The organism is Aurantimonas sp., from assembly GCF_964217435.1.
Taxonomy (GTDB): Bacteria; Pseudomonadota; Alphaproteobacteria; order Rhizobiales; family Rhizobiaceae; genus Aurantimonas; species Aurantimonas coralicida.
In genome coordinates this window covers 1-15,386 of record NZ_CAXPJM010000008.1, presented here as the reverse complement: position 1 = coordinate 15,386, position 15,386 = coordinate 1, and the positions used below count along the sequence as shown (strand labels likewise).

Genomic DNA, 15,386 nt, shown 5'->3' with positions numbered 1-15,386 from the left:
ACAGGCTCAAGAAACAGGCATCCGAAAGGCGCCTCGTTGATGTCCCTGCCGACGCTTCCCCAATGGACCGCTTTGACGCCGCAACGCCGCGTCGCCGAAGCGGAGCGTTGCCGGGTCGCGCGGGAAAAACTCGATGCGGCGTTCAGCCTGTTCGTCGCGGATGGCGACACCTGCGCCTCCGGGGCGGCTCCCTCCACCGACGGAGCTCTGGCCGGCCTGCCCTTTGCCGCGAAGGACATGTTCGACCGGCCCGGCCGCGCGCCGTCCTGCGGCATGGCAGAACCCTTCGCTGCCCCGCTCAAGCGTTCGGCCACGATCCTCGACCGCATGGACGCGGCCGGGGCCGACTGTATCGGGCTCGCCCGGATGGCAAAGCTCGCCTACGAGCCATCCGGCTTCGCCACCGCCCGCAATCCCTGGAACCCGGACTTTGCGCCGGGCGGCTCTTCATCGGGCTCCGCCGCAGCCGTCGCCAGCGGCGCCGTCTTCGTTGCCCTCGGTTCCGATACCGGTGGCTCGGTACGCATCCCTGCCCATTGCTGCGGCGTTACCGGCTGGAAGCCCTCCGCCGGCCTCGTGCCGGCCGACGGCGCCATGGCGCTGGCCCCGAGCCTCGATACGATCGGCATTCTTGCCCGCGGCGCCGCCGACATCCTGATGGTAGCCGAGGCGACCGGCCTTCTGCCGTCCGGCGATGCCGGAACGCCCCACCGCGGCATCGCAGTCGCCGAAGACCTCCTGCAACGCGCGGAGCCGTCTATCCGCGTCGCCTGCGAGGCTGGCATCGACCACTTTCTCGGCCTCGGCTACCCGCTGGAAGGCCGTTCGGCCGGCCCGGCCGTCGACGCCAATGGCGACGCCGCCCTGCGGGTCCTGCAGGCCGAAGCCGCACGCGGTCTCGGCGCCTCGACCGCACTGGCCGAACAGGACCCGGAACTGGCGCGCCGGCTGGCGAGCGGCGGCCGGATCGACGACGCCACGCTCAGACGCGACCTTGATGGGCGCGACGCGGCTCGGGCGGCCTTCCTTGCATCTGTGTTCGGCGACAGCGCGTTTCTTCTGACCCCGGTCATGGCGATCCGCACCCCTACGCTGGCGGAGGTCGATCCTGGCGCGCCGGGCTTTTCCGGTCGCACGCTCTACGCCCTCAGCGCCTTCCTGCGCTTTGCCAATTATCTCGGCCTGCCGGCCCTCGCGCTGCCGACCGGCATCGACGATCGCGGCATGCCGGTGGGGCTTCAGCTCGTCGGCCGGCCGGGCAGCGACCGCGCGCTTCTGGAACTCGGCGCCGCTTTCCAGGCGACGTCCTCCTGGCACGGCCGGATGCCGCCGCTCGCCCAACCGATCCTGCAATCTACCGAGAGTCTCGTCGCATGAGCTCCGCCCTCTCCCATCTCCGCGTGCTCGACCTGACCCGGGTGCGTGCCGGGCCGACCTGCTGCCGGATTCTGGCCGATTTCGGCGCCGACGTGATCAAGGTCGAGGCCCCGGTGGGGGTCGATCCGAACGCCAATATGAGCGGCGCGCGGCATGGCTACGACATGCTCAACCTGCACCGCAACAAGCGCTCGCTCACCCTCAACCTGAAGACTCCCGAGGGACATGCCGTGTTCATGCGGCTGGTGCGCGATGCCGACGTTGTGGTCGAGAATTTCCGTCCCGACGTGAAGGACCGGCTGAAGGTCGCCTACGACGAGCTGAAGGCGGTCAATCCGCGCATCATCCTCGCCTCGATCTCGGGCTTCGGCCAGACCGGCCCTTACAGCATGCGCGCTGGCTTCGACCAGATCGCCCAGGGCATGGGCGGCCTGATGGGCGTCACCGGCCTGCCGGGTCAGGGTCCGGTCCGCGCCGGCATCGCGGTCGCCGATTCCTCGGCGGGCGTGTTTGCCGCCTGCGGCATTCTCCTGGCGCTGCAGGAGCGCGAGACATCCGGCGAAGGCCAGTGGCTGCATACCTCGCTTCTGGAAGCGATGATCTCGATGATGGACTTCCAGGCCGCGCGCTACCTCATCGATGGCGAGGAACCGGCCCAGGCCGGCAACGACCATCCCTATGTCACGCCGATGGGCGTGGTGCAGACCGCCGATGGCCACATCAACATCGCGGTCGGCGGCGAGAACCAGTGGCGCCCCTTCTGCGAGGCGATCGACAGGCCCGCCCTGGCCGACGATCCGCGCTTTCGCACCCAGCCCGACCGCTTCGCCAACCGCCCGGCGCTGAATGCACTGCTGCAGGAGATATTCACGAGCCGCAACTCGGCCGAATGGCTCGATCTTCTCGACCGTCACGGCGTGCCCTGCGGCCCGATCAACGGCCTCGCCGACGTCTTTGCCGACGAGCAGGTACGCCACCTCAACATCGCGGTCCCGCTGGAACATCCGGCCCGCGGCCCGATCAGGGTCGTCGGCCAGCCGATCACCATGACCCGCACGCCCGCCGCCTTCCACAGCGCCGCCCCCGATGCCGGCGAGCACAGCGACGCCATTCTCGGCGAAGCCGGGCTGTCGGCGGACGAGATATCGGCCCTGCGCGCCAAGGGAGTGGTCTGAGCCATGGCCGGTTCGATCGACCTTCGCCGCGACGGCCACGCCGCCATCCTGACGATCAGCCATGAGGCGCGCCGCAATGCGCTCAGCCTTGCCATGTGGCGGACGCTGCCGACCCTCGTCGCCGAGGCATCGGCCGATCCGGAGATCCGCGTGATCGTCCTCGAAGGCGCCGGACCGAAGGCGTTCTGCGCCGGAGCCGACATTTCGGAATTTGCCACCCTGCGCGAGACGCCGGAACAGGTCGAGGCCTACGAGGTCGCTGTCGACCGGGCACTGACGACGTTGGCCGCCTGTCCCAAGCCGACCGTCGCCGCCATTCGCGGCGTCTGTTTCGGCGGCGGCCTGGAACTCGCGCTCGCCTGCGACCTCCGGCTGGCCGACGACAGCGCGCTCTTCCGTATGCCGGGGGCCCAGCTCGGGCTCGGCTACACCCTCTCGGCAATCGAGATGTTCGTGCAGCGGATCGGCCAGGCCGCCACCGCCGAGATCATGTTCGCCGGGCGTGCCTTCGGCGCCGCCGATGCACTGCGCTTCGGCGTCGTCCAGAACGTCTATCCGCGCGAAAGCTTCGAGAGCGAGCGCGACGCCTTGGTTGACACCATCGCCGGCAACGCGCCGCTGACCCTCGTCGCCACCAAGCGGGCCCTCATCGAGCTGGCCCGCCCGGCCGGCGCGCGCGACGCCGCGGCGGTCGATGCCCTCGTCGCGGCCTGCTTTGCCAGCTCCGACTACGCCGAAGGCCGCAAGGCCTTCAGCGAGAAACGCCGTCCGCTCTTCAAGGCCGCTGCCGAGACGGCCCCGATTGAGCGAAAATGACCTCTTCCTCGGCGCGATAGGTGACGACATGAACAGACGCAGCATCATACGCCACTCCCTCGCAGTGGCGGCCAGCCTCGCGGTCGGCCTCGTGCCGCTCCGGGCTTTCGCGCTCGGACCGGCGCCCGAGGCTCTCGCCGATCCGGTGGAGCTGACGGTCGGCTATCAGAAGGTCGGGCATCTGGCGCCGATCACCCTGATCTCGGACGAGCTCGAAAAGCTCGGCGTGACCCTCAAGACCGTCGAATTCGCGCGCTACGCCGATGCCCGGACCGCGCTCCTGTCCGGCTCCCTCGACATGGCCACCGTCGGCCCTGCCGACCTCGCGATCTCGCTGTCGCAGGGCTCCAAGAACGTCGTCGGCCTGATGGGCGTCGGCTCTTCCAAGAAATACGTCATCGGCCGCAAGGGCGTCGAGCTGAACTCCTGGGAAGACCTGAAGGGCAAGAAGGTCGGCATCGCGCCGGGCTCGGCCGTCTGGTTCCAGTTCGCCGCGACGGTCACCGAGAACGACATCCCCTATGACAGCTTCACCGCGGTCAACATCCAGGGTGGCGGCGCCAATTTCGACCAGGCGCTCAAGCGTGGCGAAGTCGATGCCATCGTCACATGGGAGCCGTTCGAATCCGTGCCGGTGATCGAGGATTACGGCTACTTCGCCAAGAACCTCGAATACAGCGCATCGGAAGCCGTCGGTGCCGAACTCGGCATGCTGATGGCGACGAAGGATGCGCTGGAGGAAAAGCGCGGCGCCGTCGAGCGCTTCGTCTGGGCCTATCTGAGCTCGCAGGAAAAGCTCGCCGCCGACCCGGCCGCCTTTGCCGCCGCCTATGCCGACCTGACCGGTCTCGCACCGGACGTGGCAGCCGAAGCGGCCAAGCCGATCACCCTCGGCTCGGTGGTCGACCAGGCGCAGATCGAGCGCCAGGCCAAGGCCTTCGCCGAACTCGGCGTGATCCAGCAGGACGTCTCGGACCAGATCGCCGATCACTGGGATCCGTCCATCGTCGAAGCCGCCAAGGGTCAGTAAGCCCTGTCGCCTCGCCCCGCGATCCGACGCGGGGCGAGGCACCCGTCCCGCAGCCAGGAGACCGCCATGTCCGATACCTCCGTCAAGCAGCCCGTTCCGGACGGTGCCGGACTCGCCGCCCCGGGCGCGCGAACGCTGGGCAGCACGTTGCCCCAGCTCATTCTCGCCAGCAGTGTCGGCCAGTTGCTGCTCGGTCTTCTGCTGCCGGTCGCGATCATCGCCATCTGGCAGTTTTCCGGCACCGACGGCTCGCTCTTCGGCGGTGTGCTGCCGACCCCCGACCGGGTCGTCTCGGCCTGGTGGGTCTGGGCCTTCGGCGAGGCCGGCATGGGGCTGAACCCTTATAGCGGCACGTGGTTCGCCAATGTCGTCTTCTCCACCCAGCGCGTCGCCCAGGGCTTCTTCGTCGCCATCGCCGTCGGCGTGCCCGCCGGCATCCTGATCGGCTGGAGCCGCCTCGGCGCCCAGATCCTCGATCCGACGGTCCAGATCATGCGCCCGGTGCCGATCACCGCCTGGCTGCCCTTCTCCGTCGCCGTCTTCGGCATCAGCGGCTTCAGCGCCATCTTCCTGATCGCCCTCGGCGCCTTCTATCCGATCGTCATCAACACCACTCAGGGCGCCCGCCATGTCGAGCGCAATCTGATCCGTGCCGCGCTGATGATGGGCGCCAACCGTTTCGACATCCTGCGGCGCGTCGTCCTTCCGGCTGCCCTGCCCTCGATCTTCACCGGACTGCGGATCGGCCTCGGCATCGGCTGGACCGCCGTCATCGTCTCCGAGATGATCGCGGTGAAGTCCGGCCTCGGCTATGTCCTGTGGGACGCCTACTACGTCGGCCGCATGGACGTGGTTATCGCCGACATGGTGTCGATCGGCGTCATGGGCCTCCTGAGCGACCAGCTCATCCTCCTCGCCGAACGCTGGGCCCTGTCCTGGCGCCTCGCGCAGACCCGCTGAGAAGGAATTCCCGATGGCCGAAATCAAGCTTCGCCAGGTCGCCAAGGTCTATCATGCGGCCACCCCGATCCGGGCGCTGGACTGCGTCGATCTGGATATTGCCGAGGGCGAGTTCGTCGCCCTGCTCGGCCCGTCGGGCTGCGGCAAGTCCACCCTCCTCAACATCCTCGCCGGCTTCGAGGACAACAGCGAGGGCAGCGCGCTGATCGATGGCAGCACCATCGGCCGACCCGGCCCCGATCGCGGTGTCGTCTTCCAGGAAGCGGCACTGTTTCCGTGGCTGACGGTCTGGGAGAACGTCGTCTTCGGCCCCAAGATGCAGGGCGTGGCGCGCGCCGACTACGAGGAGCGCGCCCGCGAGCTTCTGGAGATCGTCGGCCTGCAGGATTTCGCCAAGGCCTATCCCTCGCAGCTCTCCGGCGGCATGCGCCAGCGTGTCGGCATCGCCCGGGTGCTCGTCATGCGGCCGCGCGCGCTCCTGATGGACGAGCCCTTCGGCGCCCTCGACGCCCAGACGCGGCTGGCCATGCAGGAATTGCTGCTGAAGGTCTGGGAGAAGCTGAACACCACGGTCGTCTTCGTCACCCATGACATCGACGAGGCGATCCTCCTGGCCGACCGGGTCTGCGTGATGACCGCGCGGCCGGCGCGGATCGGCCGCGAGATTCCGATCGAACTCGCGCGTCCGCGCTCCATCGACGACCTGATCACCCCCGACTTCACGCGCTACAAGGCCGAGATCATGGCCGAGATGCGCAGCGCCCACAGACACGCAGAGACGCAGGCCGCATGAGCAATCCCCGCATCCCCTACCGCATGTCGTCCGAGCGACCGTCCCTGCCGCCGATGCAGGGCCGGAAGATCCTCGTCAATCTGGTGGTCAATGTCGAAAACTGGCAGTTCGACCAGCCGATGCCGCGCACCATCATCACCCCGCCGCACGGCAAGGAAACGGTGCCGGACGTGCCGAACTTCAGCTGGGCCGATTACGGCATGCGCGCCGGCCTGCCGCGCATCCTGAAGCTGTTCGCCGATCTCGGCCTGCCGGCCTCCACCTCGATCAATGCCGGCGTCATCGCCGCCTATCCGCAGGCGGCCCGGGCCATGCGCGACGCCGGCTGGGCGTTCATCGGCCACGGCCTGCACCAGCGCGCGCTGAACCATGCCGGCGCCAGCGAGGAGGCGCTGGTCATCGAGACCCTGCGGCTGATCGAGGAATTCACCGGCGCGCCGGCGCGCGGCTGGCTCAGCCCGGGCCTGCGCGAAAGCCTGGAGACCCCTGACATCCTGCGCCGCGCCGGCGTCGATCATGTCTTCGACTGGGTGGTGGACGACCTTCCGTCCTGGATCGCCACGCCGGACGGGCCGCTGATCGCGATGCCCTACAATCTCGAGATCAACGATTCCATCGTCTACGCCATCGAGAAGCATGCGACCGGCGAGATGCTGAACCGGCTGCAGCGCACGCTCGCCCTTTTCCGCAGCGAGATCGACACCAATCCCCGCGTCCTTGCCATCGGCCTGCATCCGCATCTGATGGGCGTGCCGCATCGCCTGCAGGAACTTCGCGACATGGTGGAACTGTTGAAGGCCAGCGACGACGTGCTGTTCACCAGCGGCTCCGAGATCGCCGACTGGTACGCCGCGGCCGAGCCCTTTGGCGCAGGTGCGGGCTGATGGACCTGCACCTGTCCGGCAAGCATGTGCTGATCACCGGCGGCACAAAGGGCATCGGCTTTGCCATCGCCGATCTCGTGGCCGCCGAAGGCGCCGCCGTGACCATCGTCGGCCGCGATGCCGACCGCCTGGCCGATGCGAAAGCGCGGCTGGCGCGCCATGGTACGTTAGTCAACGCGATCGTCAGCGACCTCGCCGAGGCCGGCGCCCGGGCGGCTTTCGTTGCGGAAGCCGGCGATGTCGATATCCTGGTCAATTGCGCCGGCGCCATTCCCGGCGGCGACCTCTTCGCCCTGCCGATCGAGACCTGGCAGGAATCCTGGCAGCTCAAGGTGTTCGGCTATATCGACCTGACGCGGCTCTATCTGGAGCGGATGAAGGCGCGCGAGAGCGGCACCATCGTCAACATCATCGGCGATCTCGGCCGGTCGCCGCGCTTCGACTATGTCTGCGGCTCGACGGCCAATGCGGCGCTCATCGCCTTCACCGAGGCGGTCGGCGCCAAAAGCCCCGACTGGAACGTCCGCGTCTTCGGCGTCAATCCGACGGCGACTCGGACCGAGCGGATCGTCACCGTTGCCCGCGGCCGCGCCGAAAGCGCGCTCGGCGATCCCGAACGCTGGCACGAGATGATCGCCAACCGCCCCTTCGGCCGCCTGTCGGAACCGGAAGAAGTCGCCCGCATCGTCGCCATGCTGGCGTCGCCCGCGGCCGGCTATCTGTCGGGAACGGTGGTCGATCTGGATGGCGGCATGCGCCATCGGGGCTGAGCCCCTCGCGCGGCCCATTCCTCCGGTCGACGGCTCAGAGCGCCGTCGGACGATCCTGCCGTGTTGCCAGATAGGAGCGGTCGCGGCTGCGGTACTGCCCGTCGCCCTTGCGGCCGACGAGGGCCCCGTCGGACACCATCAGCTTGCCACCCAGAACCACGATCGTCGGCCAGCCGGTGAGCTCCAGCCCCTCATATGGCGTGTAGTCGGCGCCGTCGTGCATCTCGGCGTGCCGGACCGTGCGGGTCATCGCCGGATCCCAGATCGCGATATCCGCATCGGCGCCGATGGCGATCGTACCCTTGCGGGGATAGAGGCCATAGGTCTTGGCCTGGTTGGTCGCCGTCAGCGCCACGAAGCGCGGCAGGTCGATCCGGCCCTTGTTCACCCCTTCCGAGAACAGGATGGGCAGCCGCAATTCGACGCCCGGAATGCCGTTCGGAATGTGCCGGAAGCTGGTCATGCCCTTCGGATTGCGCTTCCCGGCCGGGTCGTCGTAGCGGAACGGGCAATGGTCGGATGAGAACAGGTCGAAGACGCCGCGTTCGAGCCCGTCCCAGCAGGCCTCCTGGCTCTCCGCGTCCCGCGGCGGCGGCGAGCAGACGAACTTGGCGCCTTCCCAGTCCATCCCGTCCAGATCGTCGGCGGTCAGCATCAGATATTGCGGGCAGGTCTCGCCGATCACCTTGCGGCCGCGGCGGCGCGCCCGCTCGATCTCTTCCATGGACTCCCGGTTCGACACATGGACGATCACCAGCGGCACGTCGGCGACCTCGGCCAGCGACACGGCGCGATGGGTCGCCTCGCGCTCCACCGCCATCGGCCGGGTCGTCGCATGGGCGCGCGGCGCGACGTCGCCTTCCGCCTCGTGGCGACCGATGAGATAGCGGATCGCGTCCTCGTTCTCGCAATGGACCATGACAAGGGCGCCGGTACGGCGCGCCACATCCATCGTGTCGAGGATCTGGCCGTCGCTGAGCCGCAGATCCTCGTAGGTCATGAACACCTTGAAGGAGGTATAGCCGTCCTCCACCAGCGCCGGCAGTTCCTGGCCGAGCACCGCGACAGACGGGTCCGAGACGATCAAGTGGAAGCTGACATCGGTATAACAATTGCCGTCGGCCAGCGCGTGATAGGCCTTCAGCGCCTCGCGCAGCGGCCGGCCCTTCTCCTGCAGGCAGAACGGCAGGATGGTCGTGTTGCCGCCGAACAGCGCCGAGCGGGTGCCGCTCTCGAAATCATCGGCCATGACGATCCCCTCGCCCGAGGGCTGGGCGATGTGCACATGGCTGTCGATCCCGCCCGGCAGAACGTAGCGCCCGGTGGCGTCGATGGTCTCGAGCGCCTCACCAAGGTCGCGGCCGATCTGCACGATCACGCCGTCGCGGATGCCGATATCGGCCTGGAACACGTCGGATGCGGTGGCGATCGTGCCGTTCTGGATGACGAGGTCGTAGGGCATGGGCGGTCCGGATCGATGAAACGAAGGAAGGGCTGCCCGGCGCGATCGCGGCCGGGCAGCGGGATAGGACAAGCGCGGCTAGAGCGCCGGTTCGAGGGCAGCGATCAGCCGGTCGACCTCGTCCAGCGTGTTGTAGTGGACCATCGACACCCGCACGACGCCGTTCTGCGGTGCAAGGCCGAGTTCCTGGATCAGCCGCTTGGCATAGAAATCCCCGTGCCGGATGCCGATCATGTGCGGATCGACCTGGTCGACGATGGCCTTGGAATCGCGATCCCCGGCGATGAAGCTGATCGTGGCCACCCGGTCCTCGACGGCGCTCGAATTGCGGCCGACAATGCGGATCGAGTTGCGGCTGCCGAGGAAATCGAGAAGCCGTGCGGTGATCGCCCGCTCCTGCTCGGCGATGTCGCGGAAACCGGCTTCGATCGCGCCGCGTCCCGCGGTCGCGCCCGCCATGATGCCCAGTTCCTCGACATAATCGATGGCGCCGACCGCGCCATGGGCGAGTTCGTAATTGATGTTGCCCGGCTCCAGCTTGTGCGGCACGGCGTCCTTGCCGAAGAAGAAATGGTAGATGTTGTCGAGCTCGAGAAGCCGGTCCCGCCGGCCCCACATCACCCCGAAATGCGGGCCGAAGACCTTGTAGGCGCTGAAGATGTAGTAGTCGGCGCCGAGCGCCTGGACGTCCACGGCGCGGTGCGGCGCGTAGGCGACGCCGTCGACGCAGACCTGGGCGCCGCTTGCATGGGCGATCTCCGAGATTTCAGCGATCGGGTTGATGGTGCCGAAGATGTTCGAGGCATGGGTGACGCAGACGAGCTTCGTGCGCTCGCTCATCAAGGCCTTCAGGTCGGCAAGATCGAGCTCCAGCGTTTCCGGATTGCAGTTCCAGAACCGGATGACGACGCCGCGGGCCTCGTGCTTCAGCCACGGGCCTATATTGGCCTCGTGGTCGGTGTTGGTCACGATGATCTCGTCGCCGGCGGACAGGCGGCCGGTCATCGCTTCTGACAGCACCCGGATCAGCATGGTGGTCGAGGCGCCCATGACGATCTCGCCGGCATCGGCGGCATTCAGATAGCGGGCAAAGGCATTGCGCGCCTCGCGCACCCGTTCCGTCGAGCGCTGGCTCGGCGCGTAGGTCGCCCCGGTCTGGACATTGGACGTCAGGAGGTAGTCGGAGATCCGGTCGGCAACCCGCGACAGCACCTGGCTGCCGCCGGCATTGTCCATGAAGACCCAGTCGCCGGAAAGCGCCGGAAACTGCCGGCGGACGAAGTCCATGTCGAGTGCCATCGGATGTGCCTTTCGGTCTCTGCCAGAATGGGCGGGCTTGCCCGCGCGCGTCAGTGGTTGAGGACGGCGTCGAGGAAGGCGCGGGCGCGCTCGTTCCGGGTCGCCGTGAAGAAGGTTTCGGGCGTCGAGATCTCCTTGATCTCGCCGGCTTCCATGAAGACGATGCGATCGGCCACCTGCCGGGCAAAGCCCATCTCGTGGGTCACCAGCATCATGGTCACCCCCTCGCCCGCCAGCCCCTTGATGACGTCGAGCACCTCGCCGACCATTTCCGGGTCGAGCGCCGAGGTCGGCTCGTCGAAGAGGAGGATGCGCGGCTCCATGGCCAGCGCCCGGGCAATGCCGACGCGCTGCTGCTGGCCGCCGGAGAGCTGGACCGGATATTTCTCCGCCTGTTCGGCAATGCCGACCCGTTCGAGCAGGCGTCGGGCGCGGGCGCGGCTCTCCTGCCAGCTGAGTCCGCGCACCCGCACCGGGCCGAGCGCCACATTGTCGAGGACGGTGTGGTTGGGAAACAGGTTGAAGGCCTGGAAGACCATGGCGACTTCCTGGCGCACGCTCTGCAGCCTGCGGCCGGCCTCGACCCGCGTGCCGTCGACGACGACGTCGCCGGCATCATATTGCTCGAGAAGATTGATGCAGCGGATCAGCGTCGACTTGCCGGAGCCGGACGGCCCGAGCAGCACCACCACCTCGCCGGCGGCCACCTCGAGGTCGATGTCCTTCAACGCCTCGAACTTGCCGAAGCGCTTGCCGACGCCGCGCATCTCGATGATCGGCCGGGTCGCCTCCATCAGCGGGCTCCCTTCCTGGCATGGCGCGCCTCGAAGACGGCGACGAGACGCACCAGCGGCAACAGCAGCAGGAGATAGAGGATCGCCGCGCCGATCAGCGGCGTCGGGTTGGCGGCCAGCGCCTGTGCCTGTGTCGCCTGCTTCAAGAGGTCCGGCAGCGCCACTACCGAAGCAAGCGCGGTGTCCTTCATGACGTTGATCGAATTGTTGGTGAGCGGCGGAATGACGATGCGGATCGCCTGCGGCAGCACCACGTCGCGCATCAGGAACCACTGGCTGAGGCCGATCGACTGGGCCGCCTCGAACTGGCCCCGCGGGATCGCCTCGATGCCGGCACGATAGATCTCCGCCGTATAGGCGCTGGAGATCATGGTCAGCGCCGTCGTCGCCGAGGCGAAGGCCGACAGTCGGATGCCGACGAAGGGCAGCGCGTAATAGACGATGACCAGCCAGACCAGCACCGGCAGCGCCCGGAACACGTCGACATAGGCGACGACCAGGAATTTCAGGATCGGGTGCCCGTAGATCCGCATCATCGCCAGCACGAGGCCGCCGACCAAGCCGAGCACAATGGACAGTGCTCCGAGCGCGATCGTCCGCCACAAACCTTCCAGGAGCAGCGGGTAATAGCGCAGGAGAACGTCGATGTTGAAGAAGGTGTGGACGATATCCATCAAGCCGCCGACTGTTCCGGAAGAAGCGTCGGGGCCGGACGCGGAGCGCCCGGCCCTACCGTCGGATTACGACTTCGGCTTCGGCATCTCGCGCACTTCCACCGTGCTGGTGGTGGCTTCCGGCTGCATGCCGAACCATTTCTCGTGCAGATCGGCGATGTAGCCTTCGTCCTTCAAGGTGGTCAGCACCTCGTTGGCCTTGCCGGCCAGTTCGCTGTCCTTGGCGAACATCATCGAATATTGCTCGCCGGTGGCCAGCCGCTCGACGACCTTCATCTCGGGCTTATCCTTGAGATAGTAGGCGACCGCAGGGATGTCGGAGACGTAGGCGTCGATGCGCCCCGCCGCGAGATCGAGCATGGCCGGGCTCAGGCCCTCGTAGCGGCTGATGCCGGCCAGTCCCCACTCGCTCTCGCGCTCGGTCGAATAGATGTCGCCGGTCGAGCCCGTATCGACGCCGACGGTCTTGCCCTTCAGGTCGCCGCTGCCGGCGATGCCGGAATCGGCTCGGGTGGAGAGCGACTGGTCGCTGTCGTAATAGGGCTGCGCGAAGGACACCGACTGGAGCCGCTCGTCGGTGATGGTGATCGAGGAGATCGCCACGTCGATGCGGCCGGACTGGACGGCGGAAAACAGGCCGTTGAACGGCACGTTCTGGATGTCGACCTCGTCATAGCCGAGGCGGTCGGCGACTTCCTTGAGCAGATCGACCTCGAAGCCGACGATCTCGGAATTCTCGTCCTGGAACTCCCAGGGCACGTTGCCGATATTGGCGCCCGCCGTCAGCGTTTCGGCGAGCGATGGACCGGCGACCAGAAGGAGCGCGGTGGTGGCGGCGGCGATCATGTGGGTCCGGATCATGCAAGTCTTCCCTGTCTCGTTGGTGGAGCGCACCGGCGCGCGGCCGGCCTGGAGATCGAACTGGATGGCGTGACGTCCCGCGGCACCTGCTTCTACCGTCGGCATGCAGATGCCTATATTTTTCGCATGCACTTTAGAGCACAAATTGTATGCGAATTATCCCGGCGCGCAATCCCGCAGGGCGATTTTCTCCAGATTCTGGGAATGATCGGCGAAAGCACCTTCAGGATGCGGTTCCGGGCTCGAACGTCGCGATGGCGACAGGGAAGCGTCCGGCGCCTGCTCACAGGGAAGTCCGGCGACGAGCGAACCCGCGGTCAATGCTGGCGCTCCGGATGCCGGGAGCCTTAACCCGGGGGGCGCCACTTCGAAGCCAATCCGCTCGGCGCCGGTGGTCATTGGGGGCAGAAAACCAGCGAGCGCGGCCTGCACGAGATCGCACGACCTCTCCAACCGCGCGCGCCATTGGGCCCGCCGGGCCAGCATCTGCGTTCGAATGCCGACCGGCTGACGCGTTCGCGCCGCGTCAGTCCTCGACGTAGGGCGCCAGAATATCGACGAGGTTCTTTGTGCCCCGGTCGGCATCCGGCAGGAACGCCCGGTCGGCCACGGCCTCCAGATGCCCGGCCATCAGCCGCATGGCCGCGTCGCGATCGCCCTTGGCTAGGGCCTCCACCAGCGAGCGATGCTCGTTGACGGCGCATTCGGGCGAATGCGGGCGGCCATAGGCCGAGAGCGACAGGCCGCTGCGATAGGCCACCTCGCTGACATAGCGAATGAGGATCGGCTTGCCGGTCATCCGGGCCAGCAGCACGTGGAAATCCGTCGCGAGCCGGATCGACGCCGCCTCGGGGCCACCGGCGGCCTTGTCCTGCGCCGCGATATGGGCGTTGAGCTCCGCGATCTGCTCGGGGCCGAGCGCACCGGCCAGATGACGGACCACCAGCCGCTCCAGCTCGACGCGAATGTCGAAGGTGTCCCGCGCCTCCTCGAAAGTGGGAGTCGCCACCACCGCGATCCGGTTGCGCCGCAGATCGACCAGCCCTTCGCCGGCCAGTTGGCCCAGCGCCTGCCGCGCGATCGTGCGACTGACGCCAAAGCGTTCGCCGAGCGCGTCCTCGGGCAGCTTGTCGCCCGGCGCCAGGGCGCGTTCGATGATCGCCCGCCGAATGGCGAGGCAGATCCGATCGACGCGGCTGGCGGAATCCCGTGACAATGCCATCGGCGGATGATGCTCCTCTTCGCAGTTCCCACCCGATCGCATACCACACGGTATCGAAAGTCCATACGTGTTGCCGCGCTGGAAGCCGCCTGTCTTCACGCGATGCCGGATCGGTTCACGGGTCCGGGCTATCTCCGAAACCGCAGAATGTCACGCATCGACGCCTACGCGCCAAGTGAAGTCGCGGCTGGCGCCGGGCGGCAGGACCAGGATCCCCGGCTTGTCGATGAAGGCACCATCCCAGCCGACCGGGCTCGCCATAGAGAACCAGGGCTCGATGCACACAAACGGCGCACCGCCGGATCGCGACCAGATGCCGAGATCCTTGTAGCCGTCCCAGCTAACGGTAATCGAACGAACAATCTCCCCCTCCGGCGCATGCGCAGCATAGGTCACGCTGCGGCTGGCGACATCCGGCATCACCAGCGCGTCACGCGCAAACAGCGCTTCCGACAGGGGCAGTCTCCGGCCATCGAAGGGCAGCGGCTTTTCTGCACCGAGCAGCGCATCGCTGACCGACAGGGCGACGCCCGTCTCCTGCCGGTCAAAGTGGATTGCGTGGTCCGTCTTGGCCGCGCCGTCGACAAGCGGCCAGCGAAACCCGGGATGCCCGCCGACGCCGCAGGGCAGCGGCTCCTCACCGGGATTGCTCACCCGGGTCGTCACGGCCAGGGTCGCCTCCGTCACCTCGTAGATGAGTTCAAGGACGAAGGGATAGGGATAGGCGCGCCGGGTCACCGCGTCGTCGGTAAGGCGGAGCACGCACCGCCGAGACGATTGCTCGATCCAGGTGAAGCGGCAATCCCGGGCAAAGCCATGCTGCCCGAGTGTGTACGTCTTGTCACCGTCGCGCAGGACATCGCCCGCGAGCTTGCCGACGATGGGGAACAGGACCGGCGCCTGCCGCGGCCATTCGGGGCCGCCCTGCCAGAGAAGTTCATCCCCTGCCGCGTCGCGCAGGCTGACCAGTTCGGCCCCTGCGTCACGGATGACGGCGCGAACGCCCTCGGCTGCGAGCTCATGCATTTCTGTCATCACAAAACTCCCCCGCTAAACCCCCCGAACGCAAAAAGCCCCTCGGCTGGTGAGCGCGAGGGGCTTTGCGTGGTGTGGTGTGGTGTGGTGTGGTGTGAAGATTTTACGGACAACTTGCGATTTGCAGACCTGGCGGCGACCGACTTTCCCGCGTCTTGAGACGAAGTATCATGGGCGCTGGGGCGTTTCACGGCCGAGTTCGGAATGGGATCGGGTGCGGCCGCCCCGCTAGAA

General features: G+C 67.3%; 15 protein-coding genes and 1 rRNA gene. 8 read left to right on the top strand and 8 right to left on the bottom strand.

Annotated elements, in window-relative coordinates:
• The first annotated feature begins 39 nt into the window (after positions 1-39).
• The 8 genes from ACEQX1_RS03240 (at position 40) to ACEQX1_RS03205 (ending at position 7,805) form a co-directional block, all read left to right on the top strand.
• Complete coding sequence (locus ACEQX1_RS03240; RefSeq protein ID WP_370194442.1) at positions 40-1,377, top strand: amidase; 1,338 nt, start codon at positions 40-42, stop codon at positions 1,375-1,377.
• On the top strand, positions 1,374-2,552 hold the full coding sequence (locus ACEQX1_RS03235; RefSeq protein WP_370194443.1) for a CaiB/BaiF CoA transferase family protein: 1,179 nt from the start codon (positions 1,374-1,376) through the stop codon (positions 2,550-2,552). Before ACEQX1_RS03240 ends, ACEQX1_RS03235 begins: the two co-directional genes overlap by 4 nt.
• 3 nt (positions 2,553-2,555) lie before the next feature.
• Complete coding sequence (locus ACEQX1_RS03230) at positions 2,556-3,368, top strand: enoyl-CoA hydratase (protein WP_370194444.1); 813 nt, start codon at positions 2,556-2,558, stop codon at positions 3,366-3,368.
• Positions 3,369-3,396: 28 nt separating this feature from the next.
• A complete protein-coding gene (locus tag ACEQX1_RS03225) occupies positions 3,397-4,398 on the top strand; it encodes an ABC transporter substrate-binding protein (protein ID WP_370194445.1) in 1,002 nt (333 codons plus the stop codon).
• A 66-nt stretch (positions 4,399-4,464) separates the two neighbouring features.
• A complete protein-coding gene (locus ACEQX1_RS03220; RefSeq protein WP_187392594.1) occupies positions 4,465-5,358 on the top strand; it encodes an ABC transporter permease in 894 nt (297 codons plus the stop codon).
• A 13-nt stretch (positions 5,359-5,371) separates the two neighbouring features.
• Entirely contained in the window at positions 5,372-6,151 is a 780-nt protein-coding gene (locus ACEQX1_RS03215) for an ABC transporter ATP-binding protein (protein ID WP_370194446.1), read from the top strand.
• Positions 6,148-7,035: a polysaccharide deacetylase family protein gene (locus ACEQX1_RS03210; protein WP_370194447.1), complete on the top strand. Its 888-nt coding sequence runs from the start codon at positions 6,148-6,150 to the stop codon at positions 7,033-7,035. The genes ACEQX1_RS03215 and ACEQX1_RS03210 overlap by 4 nt, the downstream gene beginning before the upstream one ends.
• Complete coding sequence (locus tag ACEQX1_RS03205; RefSeq protein ID WP_370194448.1) at positions 7,035-7,805, top strand: short-chain dehydrogenase/reductase; 771 nt, start codon at positions 7,035-7,037, stop codon at positions 7,803-7,805. Before ACEQX1_RS03210 ends, ACEQX1_RS03205 begins: the two co-directional genes overlap by 1 nt.
• Before the next feature lie 34 nt (positions 7,806-7,839).
• Here ACEQX1_RS03205 and hydA read toward each other — a convergent pair whose 3' ends face one another.
• From hydA to rrf, 8 genes are all read right to left on the bottom strand, one after another.
• Positions 7,840-9,267 carry a dihydropyrimidinase gene (gene hydA / locus ACEQX1_RS03200; protein ID WP_370194449.1) on the bottom strand — a complete coding sequence of 476 codons (1,428 nt, stop codon included), beginning with the start codon at positions 9,265-9,267 and terminating at the stop codon, positions 7,840-7,842.
• Positions 9,268-9,345: 78 nt separating this feature from the next.
• Complete coding sequence (locus ACEQX1_RS03195) at positions 9,346-10,566, bottom strand: cysteine desulfurase-like protein (RefSeq protein ID WP_370194450.1); 1,221 nt, start codon at positions 10,564-10,566, stop codon at positions 9,346-9,348.
• 50 nt (positions 10,567-10,616) lie between these two features.
• Positions 10,617-11,360 carry an amino acid ABC transporter ATP-binding protein gene (locus tag ACEQX1_RS03190; RefSeq protein WP_024350449.1) on the bottom strand — a complete coding sequence of 248 codons (744 nt, stop codon included), beginning with the start codon at positions 11,358-11,360 and terminating at the stop codon, positions 10,617-10,619.
• Positions 11,360-12,034 carry an amino acid ABC transporter permease gene (locus ACEQX1_RS03185; RefSeq protein ID WP_009209351.1) on the bottom strand — a complete coding sequence of 225 codons (675 nt, stop codon included), beginning with the start codon at positions 12,032-12,034 and terminating at the stop codon, positions 11,360-11,362. Before ACEQX1_RS03185 ends, ACEQX1_RS03190 begins: the two co-directional genes overlap by 1 nt.
• Before the next feature lie 66 nt (positions 12,035-12,100).
• Positions 12,101-12,895 carry a transporter substrate-binding domain-containing protein gene (locus ACEQX1_RS03180; protein ID WP_024350447.1) on the bottom strand — a complete coding sequence of 265 codons (795 nt, stop codon included), beginning with the start codon at positions 12,893-12,895 and terminating at the stop codon, positions 12,101-12,103.
• Positions 12,896-13,421: 526 nt separating this feature from the next.
• Positions 13,422-14,117, bottom strand: coding sequence for a GntR family transcriptional regulator (locus tag ACEQX1_RS03175; protein ID WP_370194451.1), 696 nt, complete (start codon positions 14,115-14,117; stop codon positions 13,422-13,424).
• Positions 14,118-14,267: 150 nt separating this feature from the next.
• Positions 14,268-15,152 carry an aldose 1-epimerase family protein gene (locus ACEQX1_RS03170; protein WP_370196505.1) on the bottom strand — a complete coding sequence of 295 codons (885 nt, stop codon included), beginning with the start codon at positions 15,150-15,152 and terminating at the stop codon, positions 14,268-14,270.
• A gap of 127 nt (positions 15,153-15,279) precedes the next feature.
• Positions 15,280-15,386: ribosomal RNA gene (gene rrf, locus ACEQX1_RS03165) — 5S ribosomal RNA — on the bottom strand; the annotation flags it as partial.

Bases quoted from the DNA above. Each gene is read 5' to 3' on its own strand.
- ACEQX1_RS03240 (WP_370194442.1), top strand. From the start codon at position 40: ATGTCCCTGCCGACGCTTCCCCAATGGACCGCTTTGACGCCGCAACGC.
- ACEQX1_RS03235 (WP_370194443.1), top strand. From the start codon at position 1,374: ATGAGCTCCGCCCTCTCCCATCTCCGCGTGCTCGACCTGACCCGGGTG.
- ACEQX1_RS03230 (WP_370194444.1), top strand. From the start codon at position 2,556: ATGGCCGGTTCGATCGACCTTCGCCGCGACGGCCACGCCGCCATCCTG.
- ACEQX1_RS03225 (WP_370194445.1), top strand. From the start codon at position 3,397: ATGAACAGACGCAGCATCATACGCCACTCCCTCGCAGTGGCGGCCAGC.
- ACEQX1_RS03220 (WP_187392594.1), top strand. From the start codon at position 4,465: ATGTCCGATACCTCCGTCAAGCAGCCCGTTCCGGACGGTGCCGGACTC.
- ACEQX1_RS03215 (WP_370194446.1), top strand. From the start codon at position 5,372: ATGGCCGAAATCAAGCTTCGCCAGGTCGCCAAGGTCTATCATGCGGCC.
- ACEQX1_RS03210 (WP_370194447.1), top strand. From the start codon at position 6,148: ATGAGCAATCCCCGCATCCCCTACCGCATGTCGTCCGAGCGACCGTCC.
- ACEQX1_RS03205 (WP_370194448.1), top strand. From the start codon at position 7,035: ATGGACCTGCACCTGTCCGGCAAGCATGTGCTGATCACCGGCGGCACA.
- hydA (WP_370194449.1), bottom strand. From the start codon at position 9,267: ATGCCCTACGACCTCGTCATCCAGAACGGCACGATCGCCACCGCATCC.
- ACEQX1_RS03195 (WP_370194450.1), bottom strand. From the start codon at position 10,566: ATGGCACTCGACATGGACTTCGTCCGCCGGCAGTTTCCGGCGCTTTCC.
- ACEQX1_RS03190 (WP_024350449.1), bottom strand. From the start codon at position 11,360: ATGGAGGCGACCCGGCCGATCATCGAGATGCGCGGCGTCGGCAAGCGC.
- ACEQX1_RS03185 (WP_009209351.1), bottom strand. From the start codon at position 12,034: ATGGATATCGTCCACACCTTCTTCAACATCGACGTTCTCCTGCGCTAT.
- ACEQX1_RS03180 (WP_024350447.1), bottom strand. From the start codon at position 12,895: ATGATCCGGACCCACATGATCGCCGCCGCCACCACCGCGCTCCTTCTG.
- ACEQX1_RS03175 (WP_370194451.1), bottom strand. From the start codon at position 14,117: ATGGCATTGTCACGGGATTCCGCCAGCCGCGTCGATCGGATCTGCCTC.
- ACEQX1_RS03170 (WP_370196505.1), bottom strand. From the start codon at position 15,152: ATGACAGAAATGCATGAGCTCGCAGCCGAGGGCGTTCGCGCCGTCATC.